This window comes from Rhodococcus sp. NPDC056960 (assembly GCF_042674125.1).
In the GTDB taxonomy this organism is placed as follows: Bacteria; Actinomycetota; Actinomycetes; order Mycobacteriales; family Mycobacteriaceae; genus Rhodococcus_F.
Window position 1 is genome coordinate 1 of sequence record NZ_JBHURF010000054.1, and the last position, 14,205, is coordinate 14,205.

Below are 14,205 nucleotides of genomic sequence, written 5' to 3' on the forward strand. Positions count from 1 at the left end.
TTGTCGATCAACTCCCGCCGCTACGCCATGGTCAATGCCGTCGGTGGCGTGCTCAGCGGCACCGCCTCGACCCTGTACGGCGCATGGCCCAGCGCTGCAGCCAATTTCGTCTGGGCGCTCGTCGGCGCGCATGCGCTGCTGATCGGCGTCGGGCGCGGACCCTCTCCCCTGACCGCGGCCCGCTCGCTCGCACGCTCGCGCGGTACCCGGCGGGCCGGAACCAGCTCGTCTCGGCAGCCCCGCCATGTCGGCATCGTCTCCACTCACGCATCGGCGATGCCCGCGGCACCCCGGTGCACCAGCGGTATCCGACCGCCGGCCACCCACGAGTCCTGTGATTCGTCCCACGCGGGCCGGCACCCGAACACGCACACCCCTGCACCGATCGTCGACCGCGACCATGACGGCGTAGGTACTGTCGGGCAGCGCGAGGAGACGGCCACCTCGACATTGCCGGAGAAGTTCGCCATCACGTGCGTCATGAGCACGACCGTCGACAATGATGCGGCACGAATGGTCACCGCCTGATGTCGGGTTGTGTTGCGAACCGGGGGTCTCAGGCTCGGCTCAGCGTCGCGCTGACTTGCGATGCACCCCAACCCATCACTGAGGAAACTCATGCTCCGTGAGAAGCTACGTCCGTCGAGAGCGACGGTCTATCCCGCAGCCCAAAGCCGTCACGGCTTCACCCTCGTCCTCGTCGGGGCCGTGCTCTGGGGGAGCAACGGTGTCACCGGCGCCCTGACCGCTTCCCACAGCGAGATGTCCTGGGCTGCCATCGTGGCCTTGCGGATGGCGGTGGGCGGGCTGGCGATGCTCGCCGTCACCTTCGTCACCGGCGAGCTCCGACGCTTGCACCACAACTGGCACACCTGGCGCACTATCCTGCTCACCGCTGGGTGCTCGGTCGTGTTCGCCGGCGGTTACTTCCAGGCCCTGGAGTTCGTCGGTGTCGCCGTCGCGACCGTCGTCAGCATCGGTGCATCGGCCGTGTTCATCACCGTGGTGGCCACCGTCCGTGACCGGCGGTGGCCCAGTCCGTCGGTCGCAATAGCCCTGGTGGCGTCCCTCATCGGTCTCGTGCTGGTGTGCACCCCAGTGAATGAGGGTTGGTCGCCGGCGGAGGGGCGGGACTTTGCCGTCGGAATCACCTTGTCGACGCTGTCGGGCCTCGCTTTCGGAGCGCAGACCCTGGTCAACAGCCGACCGGTCCCGGGTTTGAATTCGCAGGTCCTCGTCGGGGTGTCATTCACCATTGCCGGCATCCTCTGCATGCCGTGGGCAGCTGCCAGCGGTTTCGCCTTCGACACCATGACGCCGACCGCCTGGACGGCACTTGCGTTGCTGACGTTCGTGTCGACCCTTCTCGGGTTCATCGCCTACTACGCCGGACTGCACCGGGGTGTCCATCCCACGACAGCGGGGGTATCTACGGCGGTCGAACCCGTGGTCGCCGGCGTACTGGCAGTGCTCGTCCTCGGCGAGCACCTGACCGTGCTCACGGTAGCGGGCATGGCGCTGATCCTGACCGGGGTCCTGCTCGTCCGGCCCCACACCGATTCCGCCGAAGCTCCCACTCCCCCCGGACCGTGATAACCGAACGGCCAGGGTGGTGTTTCCGCTGCAGGTTCGCTGCACCCGGCATTGTCGAGGATGATGAGCAGGTCAGCCTGTCTTTCGATGCCTCGAGAATGTCGGTGAGGTGTTCGAGCTGGGCCTGGGCGTCGCGGCGAGCAGCAATGCCACGATCGTAGTAGCTGGGGTCGAGCTTCACGTCTGCGAACTCGATCGAGGCTTCCGGCGTCCTGTTCACCGGATCGCTGACAGCCGCCAGCTGGACCCAGGTCGGCCTGCACCCCACCGCGTTCATCCTCACCCGCGGGTCAACACGTTTGACACCGCCCAGTGGCGTCGCCGCACGATGCTCGCTGTCACCTATACCTCAATGCGAGAACCGATCATCACCGTTCGGTCGCCCGGCAAGCCGAAGTGCTCGGCGGCATCGGCCGTGATATATGACGTAGCGATGAACAGCCGCTTGCGCCACGGCGCCATCGTCGGTGCCGTCCCCTTCTTCAGCTCGATCCGCGACAAGAAGTAGGACGCGTCTTCCACTGCGATCGGCCCCTCGGCCTGCCCGGGATCGAGCAACCGCAGCACGCCCGGGACATTCGGCGACTCCATATAGCCGAAATACGCGGTCACGTGGAAGATCCCGTCTTCGCCATAACCGAGATCATCGACCGCCGTTCGCTCCCCATCGGGTACTCGCGGTACCGGCAGCGTATTGATCGACATGATCACCACGTGTTCGTGCAGCACGAGATTGTGCGTGACGTTGGCCCGCATCGCCAAGGGCGCAGTCTCTTTGCCGCGGTTGAGGAACACTGCAGTGCCCGGGACCCGCTGCAGTTGCGGCCGACGGTCATGTAGTTGGTCAACGAACGCACGCAGTGATCCCTCGGCCTCCTCCCGCGCGCGACTGATGATTCCCCGACCCCGCTGCCACGTGGTCATCACGACGAACGCCACGACGGCAATCGACAGTGGCAGCCACGCCCCGTGCACCAGTTTGGTCACGTTTGCGGCCAGGAACACCAGGTCGATCGTCAACAAGACACCCGCGCCGGGTACAACAAGCCACAGGGTCGTGCGCCACCGCGTCCGAGCGATGTAGAAGAATAGCAGCGTCGTGATCGTGATCGTCCCGGTCACCGTCATTCCGTACGCATAGGCCAGCGCGGACGAGCTACGAAATGCCAACACCAGCGTGAGTACCGACACCATCAGCATCCAGTTGATCCATGGCACGTAGATCTGGCCGATCGTCGACTCCGAGGTGTGCACCACACGCAATCTCGGCAGGTACCCGAGCTGAGCGGCCTGCGCGGCCACCGAATAGGCGCCGGTGATCACCGCCTGGGAGGCGATCACCGTTGCCGCGGTGGCCAGCAGAACCATCGGCAACCGCGCCCATTCGGGAGGCAGCAGGAAGAACGGGCTCGACACGGCGGTCTCGTCGCCGAGAATCAGGGCACCCTGGCCGAAGTAGGAAAGTACGCATGCCGGCAGCACGAGCATCAGCCACGCACGGGCGATCGCCGGCCGACCGAAGTGGCCCATGTCCGCATACACCGCCTCGGCACCGGTGACCGCCAGCACGACCGCGGCCAGCGCGAAGAAGGCGATCCCGAAGTGTCCGAACATGAAAGTCAACGCGTAAGTCGGAGACAGGGCTTTGAGAATTTCCGGGTGCCGGGCGATGCCCCTGACACCGCAGGCGCCGATCGACACGAACCAGATGATCATCACCGGCCCGAAGAACCGTCCCACCGTGGCCGTGCCTCGGCGCTGGACGGAGAACAGCAGCACGATGATCACGGCGGTGGCCGGGACCACCAGCTCTGCCAGCTGCGGCTCCACGACTTTGACGCCTTCGACCGCGGACAGCACCGAGATCGCCGGGGTGATCATGCTGTCCCCGAAGAACAGAGCGGCACCGAAGATCCCCAGCCCGGCCAACGCTGCGGCCGTGCGACCACTCCGATTCCCACCCCAGCGACGTAGCAACGTGATCAGGGCCATGACCCCGCCCTCACCGTCGTTGTCGGCGCGCGTCACAAGCAAGACGTAGGTGACCGTAATGACGATCATCACCGACCAGAAGATCAGCGACACTACGCCGTACACGAAGTTCGTATTGATCGGCACCGGGTGCGGATCATCCGGGTCGAACACCGTCGCAATGGTGTAGATCGGGCTGGTCCCCAGGTCACCGAACACCACACCGAGTGCGCCGACGACAACGGCCGCCCGAACCGCTTCCCGACGTCCCGGTGCGCGACCAGTCGGAGCTTCGGACTCTGTGGTCACAGCATCTCCTCGCTTGCGGGTCCACGTCCCATCGTGCTCCTATTCGAACGATCTCGGCCGCAAAACACCGGCGTTCGGCAGCCGGCCGTCCAGGATCTGTCCCTGGTCGCCGGCGCCGTACCTGATGCAATGCGCCGACACGCTCACCCGGAAAGAAGTTTCGAATGGCAGTCGGACACCTCGTCGTCAGTGTCGATCGGGATCGCCCTTGCCGCATATTCGGGCTCTTCCCCCGAGCGCCGTTCGCGACCCGCTTTCTCGCGTTGCAGGCCTTGATTCCGGTTCTCGCGGATCTCCGGCTTGTGCGCGGCACCGTCAGCACTGTTTCAGCGGCGCATGTGGTGAAACCGATGCGTGATGGCTGGTCATTTTCTGTGGTTGGTCAAGGTCGGCTGCCGGGATCCGCGGATTCCGACGGTGGGCACGATAGTCATCTGCCCGACGAACGCGTTTGCTGTCACATTCGAAGGCCGAATCACCCGAACTGTGATCTGGATTCGTGTGCCAGAACCGGATCCACCGATGTTCCGACAGCGGCGCAATACATTCCAGGTCAGAGTCCCGGGGCGACGGCGATCCCGGTGAGCTGTTCGGCTTCGGTCCACAGCCGCGCTGCGACAGCCTTGTCACGGCCGGGCCGAGGCAGCGTGACGGGCTTGGTCGGGCCCACCATCGCCCATCGGGGGCCGTAGTAGCCGCCAGCGGTGGCCTGCGGGCTGGTCGCGGCGTAGAGCAGTGGTTCGGCGCCCTGTTCGGGCGCCTGCGAGGGGACGACCTTATAGGCGATCGATTCGATGAGCCCGGGGCGTCCGCCGCCCAGGGTCGGTCCGGAGGTCATCAGGTTGGTGCGGGTGTACCCGGGGTGCGCGCCGGCAGACAGCAGCGACCAGCCGCGTTGGTCGGCGAGTTCGGCGAGGCGCACCATCATCAGCATGTCGGCCAGCTTGGATTGGCCATACGCCCTGGTCGGGCTGTAGTTGCGGGTGGACTGCAGGTCGTCGAAGTCGATGCGCGCCCGGTTGGCGGTGCCGCTGCTCATCGTGGCCACCCGCGGTGCGTGCGCCGACAGCAGCAGCGGCAGAAGCCCGACGGTGAGGGCGAACGGGCCGAGGAAGTTGCTGCCGAACTGGAGCTCGAAACCGTCGGCAGTTTCCGTCCGTTGCGGCACGTTCATGACGCCGGCGTTGTTGACCAGCACATCCAACGGCCTGCCGGTGTCGATCAGACTGTCGGCGAATGCTCGCACCGAGGCCAGGTCCGCCAGGTCCAGCCGGCGGACCTCCACTCGCGCCTCGGGGTGGGCGGCGAGAATCTCGGCCTTCGCCTGTTCCCCTTTGGTGGGGGTGCGCACGGCCAGGATCACGTCCGCGCCGGCCCCCGCGAGTCGTTTGGCGGTCTCCTTGCCGGTGCCACTGTTCGCGCCGGTCACCACGGCGAGCTTTCCATGCTGGTCAGGTACCTGATACATCTCACACACTCCATTACGTACTGCCGGTATCTTGTCACCACCAACATAAAGTACCGCCGGTACTTTGACAAGGTACCGTCGGTATCTAACATGGGTATGTGACTTTCCAGCGAGCCCGCACCGACGAGCAGCGCGTCCAGCGGCGACAACAGATTCTGGCGACGGCGGCCGCGATGCTCACCGAGATGCCGGTCGCCAAGCTCAGCCTCAACGAATTGAGTCGGCGTACCTGCCTGGCGAAAGCAAATGTGCTGCGCTACTTCGAATCTCGTGAGGCGATTCTGCTCGACCTGCTCGATACCGAGGTGCGAGCCTGGGTCACCGAGCTGGAGGGTACGTATCCGCCCGGTACCGGTTCGCCGGCCGAGCGCGGGGACCGGCTGGCCGAGGCCCTGGCGGCGTCGATGGCGCGGCGGCCGGTGTTGTGTGATCTGCTCAGTGCCCAGGCCACGGTCCTCGAGCACAACATCTCCACCGAGCTGGCCGTCCGGCACAAGCACGCTGCCCGGGAGTCCCTGCAATCGCTGACCGAGTGGGTCGGCCGCCATCTGCCCGAACTCGGCGACGGGGGCGCGGCGGCGCTGGTGGAGACGACGCTGCTGATGGCGATGAGCGCCTGGCCGTGCAGCCGCCCGTCGGAGGCGATGCTGGCCGCCTACGACTCCGATCCGGCACTGGCCGCCATGCGCATGAACTTCACCGATCTGATTCGGCGCACGGTCGCTGTCACGTCATCCGGGCTCCTCGCCCGCCGGCCTGAGGCGATATACGACGCCCCGGGCGCGACCTGAGACCCCTAGGTCTACGGCATCGCGAGAGAATCTTGGCGGTCGGCCCTATTTGTGTTGTGCCGGTTGGGTTGTCACTTGCCCGCTGGCGAGCGCTTGGATCAACGTTGCCAGGTCGGCGGCGGACAGTCGAAGCCACCGACCTGCACTACGAATTCCGGCCGGCCCCCATCTTCTGGATTATCTGAGCTCCGGCCCGCAAATTCCCCATCTCTACGGATGTCACCATCCCCGAACACATCTGCAGACCGCGACACGATTCCCGAACCGAGACCCCGGCAGCCGAACGTGCCTGAACCGACATTCACCGCCCTTTCGCCCTGCCGGAACCAGCGTGCCATCGGGCGGTGACCTCGAGCGAGGGCGACAGATCGTGCGCGCCGAGTATCCCTTCACGCCGGTCGCGAAGACGGCGCGGAAGTACACTGCGCAGGCTGGAGCAGGCGCCGGATCTCGAGTCTGTCGCGGTCGACCAGCTGGTCCCACTGGCCGGGCGGCCGCGCTGCGTGCGGCCGCGGACTTCGGCTGACCCGAGTCCACCGGCACGGAGCTGCGCGATCTCGGGGTCCTCGGTCCATCCGTCGATCGGGCGCGTGGTGATGATTCGCGGGGCTACCGCGGACTCTCGCCCCGGGCGGGGTCGTCGTCGAACGCCACGGGGATCGCCCGGTCGGCTTCGGGTGCGGGCTGCAGTGGATTGTCCACGGCGGTGCTCCCTTGTGCGCGTAGTCGGGTGTTGGCGGCCTCGAGGCGGGCGTTGTCGCGTTCGAGTTCGCCGGTGCGGTGCTCCAGGTCGAGGACCCTGCCGATGCCGACGAGGTTGACGCCGGCGTCGATCAGCTCCGCAATGCGTCTGAGTCGACCCAGGTCGTAGTCGCTGTAGCGGCGGGTGCCGCCGCCGGTTCGGGCCGGGGTGATCAACCCGTACTCCTCGTACAACCGGAGCGCGGCGATGCCGAATCCGGACAGTTCGGCGGCCACCGAGATGCCGTAGACCCCGCGCCGGGCCCGGATCTCGGTGTCGCCCTCCGATTCTGCGGACATTCTTGCTCCGATCGAGATTTATCTCGTACAAACTCTTGTCATAGTCTACGGCAGATGATATACCGAATCTATAGCATCTGCTGGAGTTTAGTTGAGACATGACAGGGTTTCTGGAGGTGGAGACGATGTTGATGCGCACCGATCCGTTCCGCGACCTCGACCGTCTGACGCAGCAGATCCTCGGCACCGCGGCTCGTCCGGCGGTGATGCCGATGGACGCCTGGCGTGAGGGCGATCGGTTCGTGGTGGAGTTCGATCTACCCGGCATACAGGTCGATTCGATCGACCTCGACGTCGAACGCGACACCGTGACCGTGCGCGCGGAGCGGCCTGGACTCGACGACCAGCGGGAGATGGTGGCCTCGGAGCGTCCGCGCGGGGTGTTCAGCCGGCAGCTGTTCCTCGGCGAAAACCTCGATGCCGACAAGATCGAAGCGCACTACGAAACCGGGGTGCTTAGGTTGACGATCCCGGTCGCGGAAAGGGCCAAACCCCGCAAGATCGAGATCAGCGGCGGAAATGCCGAGCGCAAGGCCGTCAACGCCTGACCGACGCGACCGGGAAGGCTCGGGAGGAGGTGAGAGGCGATGACATCGCCGACCATGATCACCGAGGTGTACGCCACCGAATCACCGGAGCGCACCGAACGTGAAGTGGTGCGGCCGTGGCACGAGCTCGATTACGCACTGCTCGTGGCCGATTCCGACCGCATCCTCGCCGACGCGCTCACGCCGCAGTCCGTGGTCCTGCTCCACCGGGTGGCCACCGAACGGTCGGGCCGGTCGCATCCGTCTGCTTCCGCTGGATCGGGGTGGACGGTGACTGCTCCTCCGGCCCCGGAGATCCGGGCCACCCAGCGCTCGCCTCCGAGAGGGTGCGAGCCAGCGGGGCGGCGCCGGGATCGGCCCTCGAACACCCGCTGGTGAGGAACACGAATCGACGGATGAGACCGGGAACCGAACACGAAAGGGGAACACCGCAACCAGATGTAAGGATGGTTCGCCCGCCGGCTCCTTCACCTGTCCACACTGCGCAGCCGGCGCGGCGAACTCGGTACATGGCACCGGTCCGGGGTCGCCGACCCATCGATGAGTTCACACCGGCGCCACCACACCAGCGCAGATGGTGTTCGGGCGCGCTGCCATTGGCGATGGCGGCCTTTCGCACTCGATGCCGGCTGCCCCGGGCCCGCTGCGCCCAAGCAAGATGCGACGAGCCACAGCAGACGACGAATCTGCAGATATGCACAGTGGCGGGGACGGCTCGACGATGAGGGCGAGTCCATCCCACGCGGTGACCCCGGACGCCTACCCGAACAGGCCGTCGGAGCCGCCGCGCGCGCAGTGGCGGCACGAACGCCGACGAAGCGTGACGAGGACCGGGACGATGAACCTCGACCGAGATCCATACCAGGTGCTGGGACTGACCTCCGCGGCCTCCCAGACCGAGATCACCCGTGCCTACCGGCGCCTGCTCCGCCTACACCACCCCGACACCCGCGGCCCGGTGACCAAAGAACCCGCAGCCGACGAGCACCTGCAACAAGTCCTCACCGCCTACGCCCTGCTGCGCGATCCGATCCGTCGCACCGCCTACGACCACACCGCCTCCCCACCGCCGCCACGGCCGGACCCCGACCCGTCCCGCATTCGGGTCCGGATCGTGCCACGCCCGGCCCGCCGCCAGCCCGGCGCCGCCGTGCGGATCGGCCCGGTGCGCTGGCACCACTGACCGGGTGCGCCAGGCAAGCGAATTGCCACGTGACAACAACGGATTGCTTCACAGCGGCCGGCGGGCGGACAAGTAAAAGAGGTTGTCAAGTGCCGTGGTCAGAACCGAGCCCACGCGGCAGCCACGACGTCGATGGCTCAGATGCTCTGGGCCGGGAAGGTATCGCAATGAGCGAACTCGACGAGCTCGTCGAGACCGGTGCACCGCAGCGGGTGGGTAGCTTCCGGTTCTTCCTCGACGGGCACCACTGGGAATGGTCCGACACCGTCGCCGCCATGCACGGCTACACCCCCGGCCAGGTCACTCCCACCACCGAACTGCTTCTCTCGCACAAACATCCGGACGACAAGATGGCGGTCACCGTCGTCCTCGAGCGCGCGACCCGGCACGGCGAGCCGATCAGCAGCAAACATCGCATCCTCGACACCCGCGGCCGCGTCCATCACCTCATCGTCGTCGGCGACCGCATGCTCGACGAGCACGGTCAGGTGGCCGGCACGTCGGGTTTCTACATCGACGTCACCCAGCTTGTCGAACAGGACGTGAACGAGTCGGTCAACGAGGTGGTCGCCGAACTCGAGAAGTCCCGGGCGGTGATCGAGCAGGCCAAGGGCATGCTGATGTTCGCCTACGGCATCTGCGCCGACCGCGCCTTCGACATCCTCACCTGGCACTCGCAGCAGACCAACACCAAGCTGCGCACCGTCGCCGAACGCCTGGTCGCGGCCGTCGCCACCGCCACGTTGCTGCCCGACGAGGTGCGAGCCCGGTTCGACCACCTGCTACTCACCACGCACCGCACCGACGGGTGAGCGGATCGGTCCCCACGCTGCTGCACTGAACGTCCGGAACCTCGATCGCCTCGGACGATGGTCCGGCGAAGCCAGAGTGTCACGCAGACAACGTGTCAGCCCCGGTGCCACGCGGGCAATCCGTTGGCGTTCTCTGTTCACCGGTCGCCGGCCGGACACCTGCCACCTTCTCCGTGAATCTCGCACAGGTCACGCAGGCCAGACGTGCCGCGGCATCGCGGGGAGTGGGGCCGGTGACCGGCCTTCGTGTCGATCCGGAGAGGCGGCCTGATGGGGCCTCTCGTGGTGAGACGGCACCGACGACCGACGGCAGGTTGGTGAGTTGCCTGAGATCGGCGAGACTTCGGGCGTCTCCGGCCATCTCACGCGCATGACGCATCTCAGCGCAGCGGCCCTCAGCACGCTGATCATGCCTCATATTCAACGAGACAGGACAACAAGATCGAGGCCGCCGGATCCCCATCCCCGGTCGAGACGCTAGTGACGATGGGACACGCGAGAGATATCGGTTCTGCACCCTCCGTGAAGCCGCACGTGAGAGCCCCGTCAGGGGACCTGACATGTTCGGCTGGCGGGGGCGACTGTGGTAGCTATTTCCCGGTGGCGAGGAAAATGACTTGCCGCCCGAGCTCGACGCAGTGGTCGCCGAAACGCTGTGCTTCCATGCCTTGGCCGTCGGCAGGAAATGGGCGCAAGTACCGAACTACGATGCGCATCTCAATATTTCGCGAAAAGGTACGGTCGATGCTGCACGACGCCTGTTCCGGTGTGAATACGGCGCAGGGCATCCCGCGCAGGAGAGATCGTCGGCAACGTTCCCGTCGGCCCCATCCCCGCCGACGACGCATCCGATTCGTCCCTTGTGCCCAAGGTTCCGTAGACGTGCCGGTCCCCAGAATATGCCGCTGAACTGGACTTATTTCTTTTCTTGGGTATGGTCGAGGTCAGTTCGCGGTTGCCGATTCGGAAAGGACCGACAATGGCTGACAAGTCCGCCGTCAAGAGTTCACAACAGTCTGCACGTGCGCGCGAGGAGCGCCGAACGGAAATCACAGCGAAGGCCCTCGAATCGACTCAGTTCGTTCGAAAGCGCACGAGCTGAAGTCATCCTGGAGCATCGCCACCTCCCCCCGCCATCCTCATCACTGCCTGCGGATTGGAATGTCGCACCCGAAGCTCGGTCGATAGAATAGCCGACTCGCCACAGCGCGGACCAGCAATTTCGGGTTCCGGGAACTTTGGAGTGAGGACCTCGCCGGGCTTCCTCCTTTTTCGATCATATACAGCATCGGGAAAGACTCCCGCAGCGCCGACGAGTTTTTGAAAGACATGGCGAATGTTATTGGTCCGCATTCGCGTGAGACCTATCGAGGGCCAACTTTCGGCGCTCCTTAGTGCTGGGTGTCGGATCGATTGAAACGAGTGGTGACGATGCGAGTGTTGAACGTGATGCAGCGACCGGTTCGAGTGGTGCGCCAATCCGACAGTATCCGCACGGCCGCAGTTCTACTGGCGGAGTATGGGTTCGCGGCGGTGCCGGTGGTCGACGACCACGACCGGTTGGTCGGGATGTTGAACAGCGGAGACGTGTTGCGGGCCGGACAAGTCTGCTCGGAGACAGTCGGCGAGGTCATGACTGCACCCGCCGTTGCTGCGCCGATGTATCAATTTATAGCCGATGTGAGCCAGATGCTGCTTCGGCAGGGACTACGCAGTCTTCCTGTGGTGGATATCGACGGGCGGGTGGTGGGCATCCTCAGCCGCAATGACGTGGTGCGGCTGATGCTCAGACCTGACGAGACGATCGCCGTGGGCGCGCAACGCCGCCTCGATGACTACACCGGGGACGGACGCTGGCGCGCGACGGTCGACGAGGGCTGCGTCACCATCGCAGGCCCGTTTGCGGACGAATCCGAACGACGCATCGCGATCGCGTTGGGCAAGACCGTGCCGGGCACCCGCACGGTGTCCGTCGCCGCCGAGGAATAGGCGTTGGTCGATGCGATGCGATGCAAGCTATGCACTCGCGCCTCGGTGATCACCGTGGCGCCGTCCTCAATTCGTAATGAGGGTGTTTCGGCATCACCCTGACGGCTGAGTGATCAGTCACCGGGCCATGCCGCCCCCGCTGTAGCTCAGAGCACTCTGATCGCAGCTCCTGTCGTGACGCTGCGCCGCACGTACAGCCACCCGGCGCCGGTAAGGCCGGGTGGCCGAGAAAGTGAGAGACATGTATCGATCATGCAGGCCCGCCGCGGCTATCCATCGTTCCTTCGCCCACGGCGGATCGATGAGCACGCGCCAGATCAAGGCCCATCTCGAGGCGATGTTCGCCCCCGAAACCGATCACGGTGCCGGGACCGAAGCATCAGTCCTCGCAGATCGGTTCAGTGAGACGGAGGAGCAGACAGCTCTGCTTCTCGAGGACAGTGTCTGAGATCGCAGAGCGCCGAACCCCGCAGCGGATGGGTGCCGATCAAAACGAAGAGCACGGTTCCCATCATGCCAACAGCACAACCGGGACGACCACGGTCGTAGCTGCAACATGGACCCCGAAAACCGAGACGACCTGCGAGAGATCAGGAGCGAGCATGATCCCCACCGCCATCACCACCACCCTCGACGCCGAGCAGCAGCGGATCGCCGGCGGGGCCCTGCAGGACACTGTCGTCGACCTGATCGACCTGAGCCTGATCGCCAAGCAGGCGCACTGGAACGTCACCGGACCCAACTTCCTGCCGGTACATACCGCACTCGACGAGCTATATACCGTCACAAGCAATTTCACCGATGAGGCAGCTGAACGCGCCACCGCGATCGGCGTCAGCCCGGACGGCCGCGCGGCCACGGTGGCCGCGGACGCGGGCACCAAGGGAATCGCCAAGGGCTGGACCGCCGACGCCGAGGTGGTCCGGACGATCGTCGCGAACCTGACCGCCGTCATCGAGCGGTTGCGGGCCCGCATCGAGTCCACCGAGAAGGCGGACCCGGTCACCCAGGACCTGCTGATCGACATCACCGCCCGGCTCGAGCATCTGCACTGGATGTGGCAGGCCCAGACCGCGCAACCGGCTGCCCGGCGCCGTCGGCTCGGCCAGGTGCTCATCGGATAGCTCCGCCAGCCGGTGCGCGAACGAGGCGGTGCCGCGGCGAACGATGGGCACCGGTTGCCGCGGTGCCGTCCCGACGCAGAATGAGCGCAGCTCGAATCGCGATTGCCTGCACCAGGTGGCACGGCAGGTGGCGGGAGGAGACCCGAGAAGTATTGCCGCCGTCAATAATGGATGGGATCCACTACATCGTGTGCGGTGGTACCGCGGTACGGATGCTGCCGGTGAAGTCCTGGTCAATCGAGACGGCGTATGCGGCCTTCGTCCGCCAAGATGCGGATGCACAATCTCGCCAAAGTGAACTCATCGCAGTGGTCTGCGGATCTAGATTTCGGTGAACAACGTCTGCACTCGACAGGACACCGGGGTCCGCACGATAGGTGCTGCCCGCGGTACCCGTTCGGCTCTGTCGACGGGACGCGACAACTCGATCTCGAACCGTCACCTCACCGACCGTCAGGCCGCCAGGACTGTGCCCCTCCGTCCATCGCCGAAGATCTGACGGCACGAATCCGTCCGGTCCGGGCCGCCGTGGATGTCATCCGGCGGCGGGACACTCACCGAAATCAACGCTGACCGACGCCGGGAACGGATCCTCCAGGGTCAATGGCAGATTTCTATCCATTGAGTCCACCGTCGTCGTTGCGGCGCGTCAGATGCGCTGTTGCACGACGATGCGGATCACGGCCAACGGGTTCCGCGGACGGCCGTGACACGACACGTGCAGCGGCGGTGGTGACGCTGACGTGGCTACGGCGGGCCAAATCAAGGAGAGCATCGAAACCCGCTTCGTGGCTGCAGGCGCGCTGCTCGGCCAGGACTGCAGCAGCGGCAGACAGCAACTGCGCGTCCGAAGATTGAGGCGCAAGCACTCGTCCGGGTACTGCTGAGGTGTCAGTCGGCATGAGAGTCCTTTCGCTACATCGGGCCGTACCGCTGTACAGGTGAGGTCGGCGTGTGTGGGCCACCGCACCTTCTTGTCGACGCCGCCCGGCATGGTCCGTCACTTCAGCTTCCATCAAAGGGCCACCCGAAGAACTCGGGCCTTTGCCTAGTTCTTACCTAGGTCAGCGTGGGTGTCGTCGATGGGACCGTTGATGGGGCGCTCGGTCTCATGTCGCGCACCACGCACGTCGGCGCTGCAGACCTACGACACGACTCCTGATACGCCGGGCGTTTCCGAGCGGTGAACTTCGGCGGAGGTGCGGGTGAATTTGGTCGTGCAGGAGTAACTCCGGCGAGACCTCCGGCCATCGTCGACGAGCCGACAATTTCGTCGAGTTCTCGCTTCATGTCTTACGATCTCGAGGCGAGTGTGCGGCGATGGACGAGGATCGGGGTTGACGTGGTCGTCGAGATTGCGGTGCGCATAGATATCA

The 14,205-nt window shown here is 65.4% G+C and carries 12 protein-coding genes and 1 pseudogene; 10 read left to right on the plus strand and 3 right to left on the minus strand.

All coding sequences use genetic code 11. The features are described 5' to 3' along the window. Both ACFTWF_RS43145 and ACFTWF_RS43150 read left to right on the plus strand, forming a co-directional pair. Positions 1 to 528, plus strand: a pseudogene (locus tag ACFTWF_RS43145) (hypothetical protein); the annotation flags it as partial. A 90-nt stretch (positions 529 to 618) separates the two neighbouring features. Then, positions 619 to 1,593 carry a DMT family transporter gene (locus tag ACFTWF_RS43150; RefSeq protein ID WP_378467183.1) on the plus strand — a complete coding sequence of 325 codons (975 nt, stop codon included), beginning with the start codon at positions 619 to 621 and terminating at the stop codon, positions 1,591 to 1,593. A 342-nt stretch (positions 1,594 to 1,935) separates the two neighbouring features. On the opposite strand, the gene ACFTWF_RS43155 is transcribed toward ACFTWF_RS43150, so the two are convergent. Beyond that, positions 1,936 to 3,873, minus strand: coding sequence for a potassium transporter Kup (locus tag ACFTWF_RS43155; RefSeq protein ID WP_378467184.1), 1,938 nt, complete (start codon positions 3,871 to 3,873; stop codon positions 1,936 to 1,938). Between the two features lie 553 nt (positions 3,874 to 4,426). Next, a complete protein-coding gene (locus tag ACFTWF_RS43160; protein ID WP_378467185.1) occupies positions 4,427 to 5,341 on the minus strand; it encodes an SDR family oxidoreductase in 915 nt (304 codons plus the stop codon). A gap of 98 nt (positions 5,342 to 5,439) precedes the next feature. Between ACFTWF_RS43160 and ACFTWF_RS43165 the strand changes: the two genes are divergently transcribed. Next, positions 5,440 to 6,132, plus strand: a complete 693-nt coding sequence (locus ACFTWF_RS43165; RefSeq protein ID WP_378467186.1) for a TetR/AcrR family transcriptional regulator — start codon at positions 5,440 to 5,442, stop codon at positions 6,130 to 6,132. 609 nt (positions 6,133 to 6,741) lie between these two features. Here ACFTWF_RS43165 and ACFTWF_RS43170 read toward each other — a convergent pair. Further along, a complete protein-coding gene (locus ACFTWF_RS43170; RefSeq protein ID WP_378467187.1) occupies positions 6,742 to 7,173 on the minus strand; it encodes a MerR family transcriptional regulator in 432 nt (143 codons plus the stop codon). A gap of 125 nt (positions 7,174 to 7,298) precedes the next feature. On the opposite strand from ACFTWF_RS43170, the gene ACFTWF_RS43175 reads away from it, so the two are divergent. From ACFTWF_RS43175 to ACFTWF_RS43205, 7 genes are all read left to right on the plus strand, one after another. Further along, the gene (locus ACFTWF_RS43175) at positions 7,299 to 7,721 is read left to right on the plus strand and encodes an Hsp20/alpha crystallin family protein (RefSeq protein ID WP_378467214.1); all 423 of its coding nucleotides are present in this window, start codon (positions 7,299 to 7,301) and stop codon (positions 7,719 to 7,721) included. A 39-nt stretch (positions 7,722 to 7,760) separates the two neighbouring features. Next, a complete protein-coding gene (locus ACFTWF_RS43180; protein ID WP_378467188.1) occupies positions 7,761 to 8,099 on the plus strand; it encodes a hypothetical protein in 339 nt (112 codons plus the stop codon). Positions 8,100 to 8,559: 460 nt separating this feature from the next. Further along, complete coding sequence (locus ACFTWF_RS43185; protein ID WP_378467189.1) at positions 8,560 to 8,904, plus strand: J domain-containing protein; 345 nt, start codon at positions 8,560 to 8,562, stop codon at positions 8,902 to 8,904. A 167-nt stretch (positions 8,905 to 9,071) separates the two neighbouring features. Then, the gene (locus ACFTWF_RS43190; RefSeq protein WP_378467190.1) at positions 9,072 to 9,716 is read left to right on the plus strand and encodes a PAS and ANTAR domain-containing protein; all 645 of its coding nucleotides are present in this window, start codon (positions 9,072 to 9,074) and stop codon (positions 9,714 to 9,716) included. Between the two features lie 1,431 nt (positions 9,717 to 11,147). Then, entirely contained in the window at positions 11,148 to 11,705 is a 558-nt protein-coding gene (locus ACFTWF_RS43195; RefSeq protein ID WP_378467191.1) for an HPP family protein, read from the plus strand. Positions 11,706 to 12,006: 301 nt separating this feature from the next. After that, entirely contained in the window at positions 12,007 to 12,153 is a 147-nt protein-coding gene (locus ACFTWF_RS43200) for a hypothetical protein (RefSeq protein WP_378467192.1), read from the plus strand. 154 nt (positions 12,154 to 12,307) lie between these two features. Then, a complete protein-coding gene (locus tag ACFTWF_RS43205; RefSeq protein WP_378467193.1) occupies positions 12,308 to 12,829 on the plus strand; it encodes a DNA starvation/stationary phase protection protein in 522 nt (173 codons plus the stop codon). The last annotated feature ends 1,376 nt before the right edge of the window (positions 12,830 to 14,205 follow it).

Excerpts from the sequence above, each read along its gene's own strand:
- ACFTWF_RS43150 (WP_378467183.1), top strand. The coding sequence starts at position 619 with ATGCTCCGTGAGAAGCTACGTCCGTCGAGAGCGACGGTCTATCCCGCA.
- ACFTWF_RS43160 (WP_378467185.1), bottom strand. The coding sequence starts at position 5,341 with ATGTATCAGGTACCTGACCAGCATGGAAAGCTCGCCGTGGTGACCGGC.
- ACFTWF_RS43170 (WP_378467187.1), bottom strand. The coding sequence starts at position 7,173 with ATGTCCGCAGAATCGGAGGGCGACACCGAGATCCGGGCCCGGCGCGGG.
- ACFTWF_RS43175 (WP_378467214.1), top strand. The coding sequence starts at position 7,299 with ATGTTGATGCGCACCGATCCGTTCCGCGACCTCGACCGTCTGACGCAG.
- ACFTWF_RS43180 (WP_378467188.1), top strand. The coding sequence starts at position 7,761 with ATGACATCGCCGACCATGATCACCGAGGTGTACGCCACCGAATCACCG.
- ACFTWF_RS43185 (WP_378467189.1), top strand. The coding sequence starts at position 8,560 with ATGAACCTCGACCGAGATCCATACCAGGTGCTGGGACTGACCTCCGCG.
- ACFTWF_RS43190 (WP_378467190.1), top strand. The coding sequence starts at position 9,072 with ATGAGCGAACTCGACGAGCTCGTCGAGACCGGTGCACCGCAGCGGGTG.
- ACFTWF_RS43195 (WP_378467191.1), top strand. The coding sequence starts at position 11,148 with ATGCGAGTGTTGAACGTGATGCAGCGACCGGTTCGAGTGGTGCGCCAA.
- ACFTWF_RS43200 (WP_378467192.1), top strand. The coding sequence starts at position 12,007 with ATGAGCACGCGCCAGATCAAGGCCCATCTCGAGGCGATGTTCGCCCCC.
- ACFTWF_RS43205 (WP_378467193.1), top strand. The coding sequence starts at position 12,308 with ATGATCCCCACCGCCATCACCACCACCCTCGACGCCGAGCAGCAGCGG.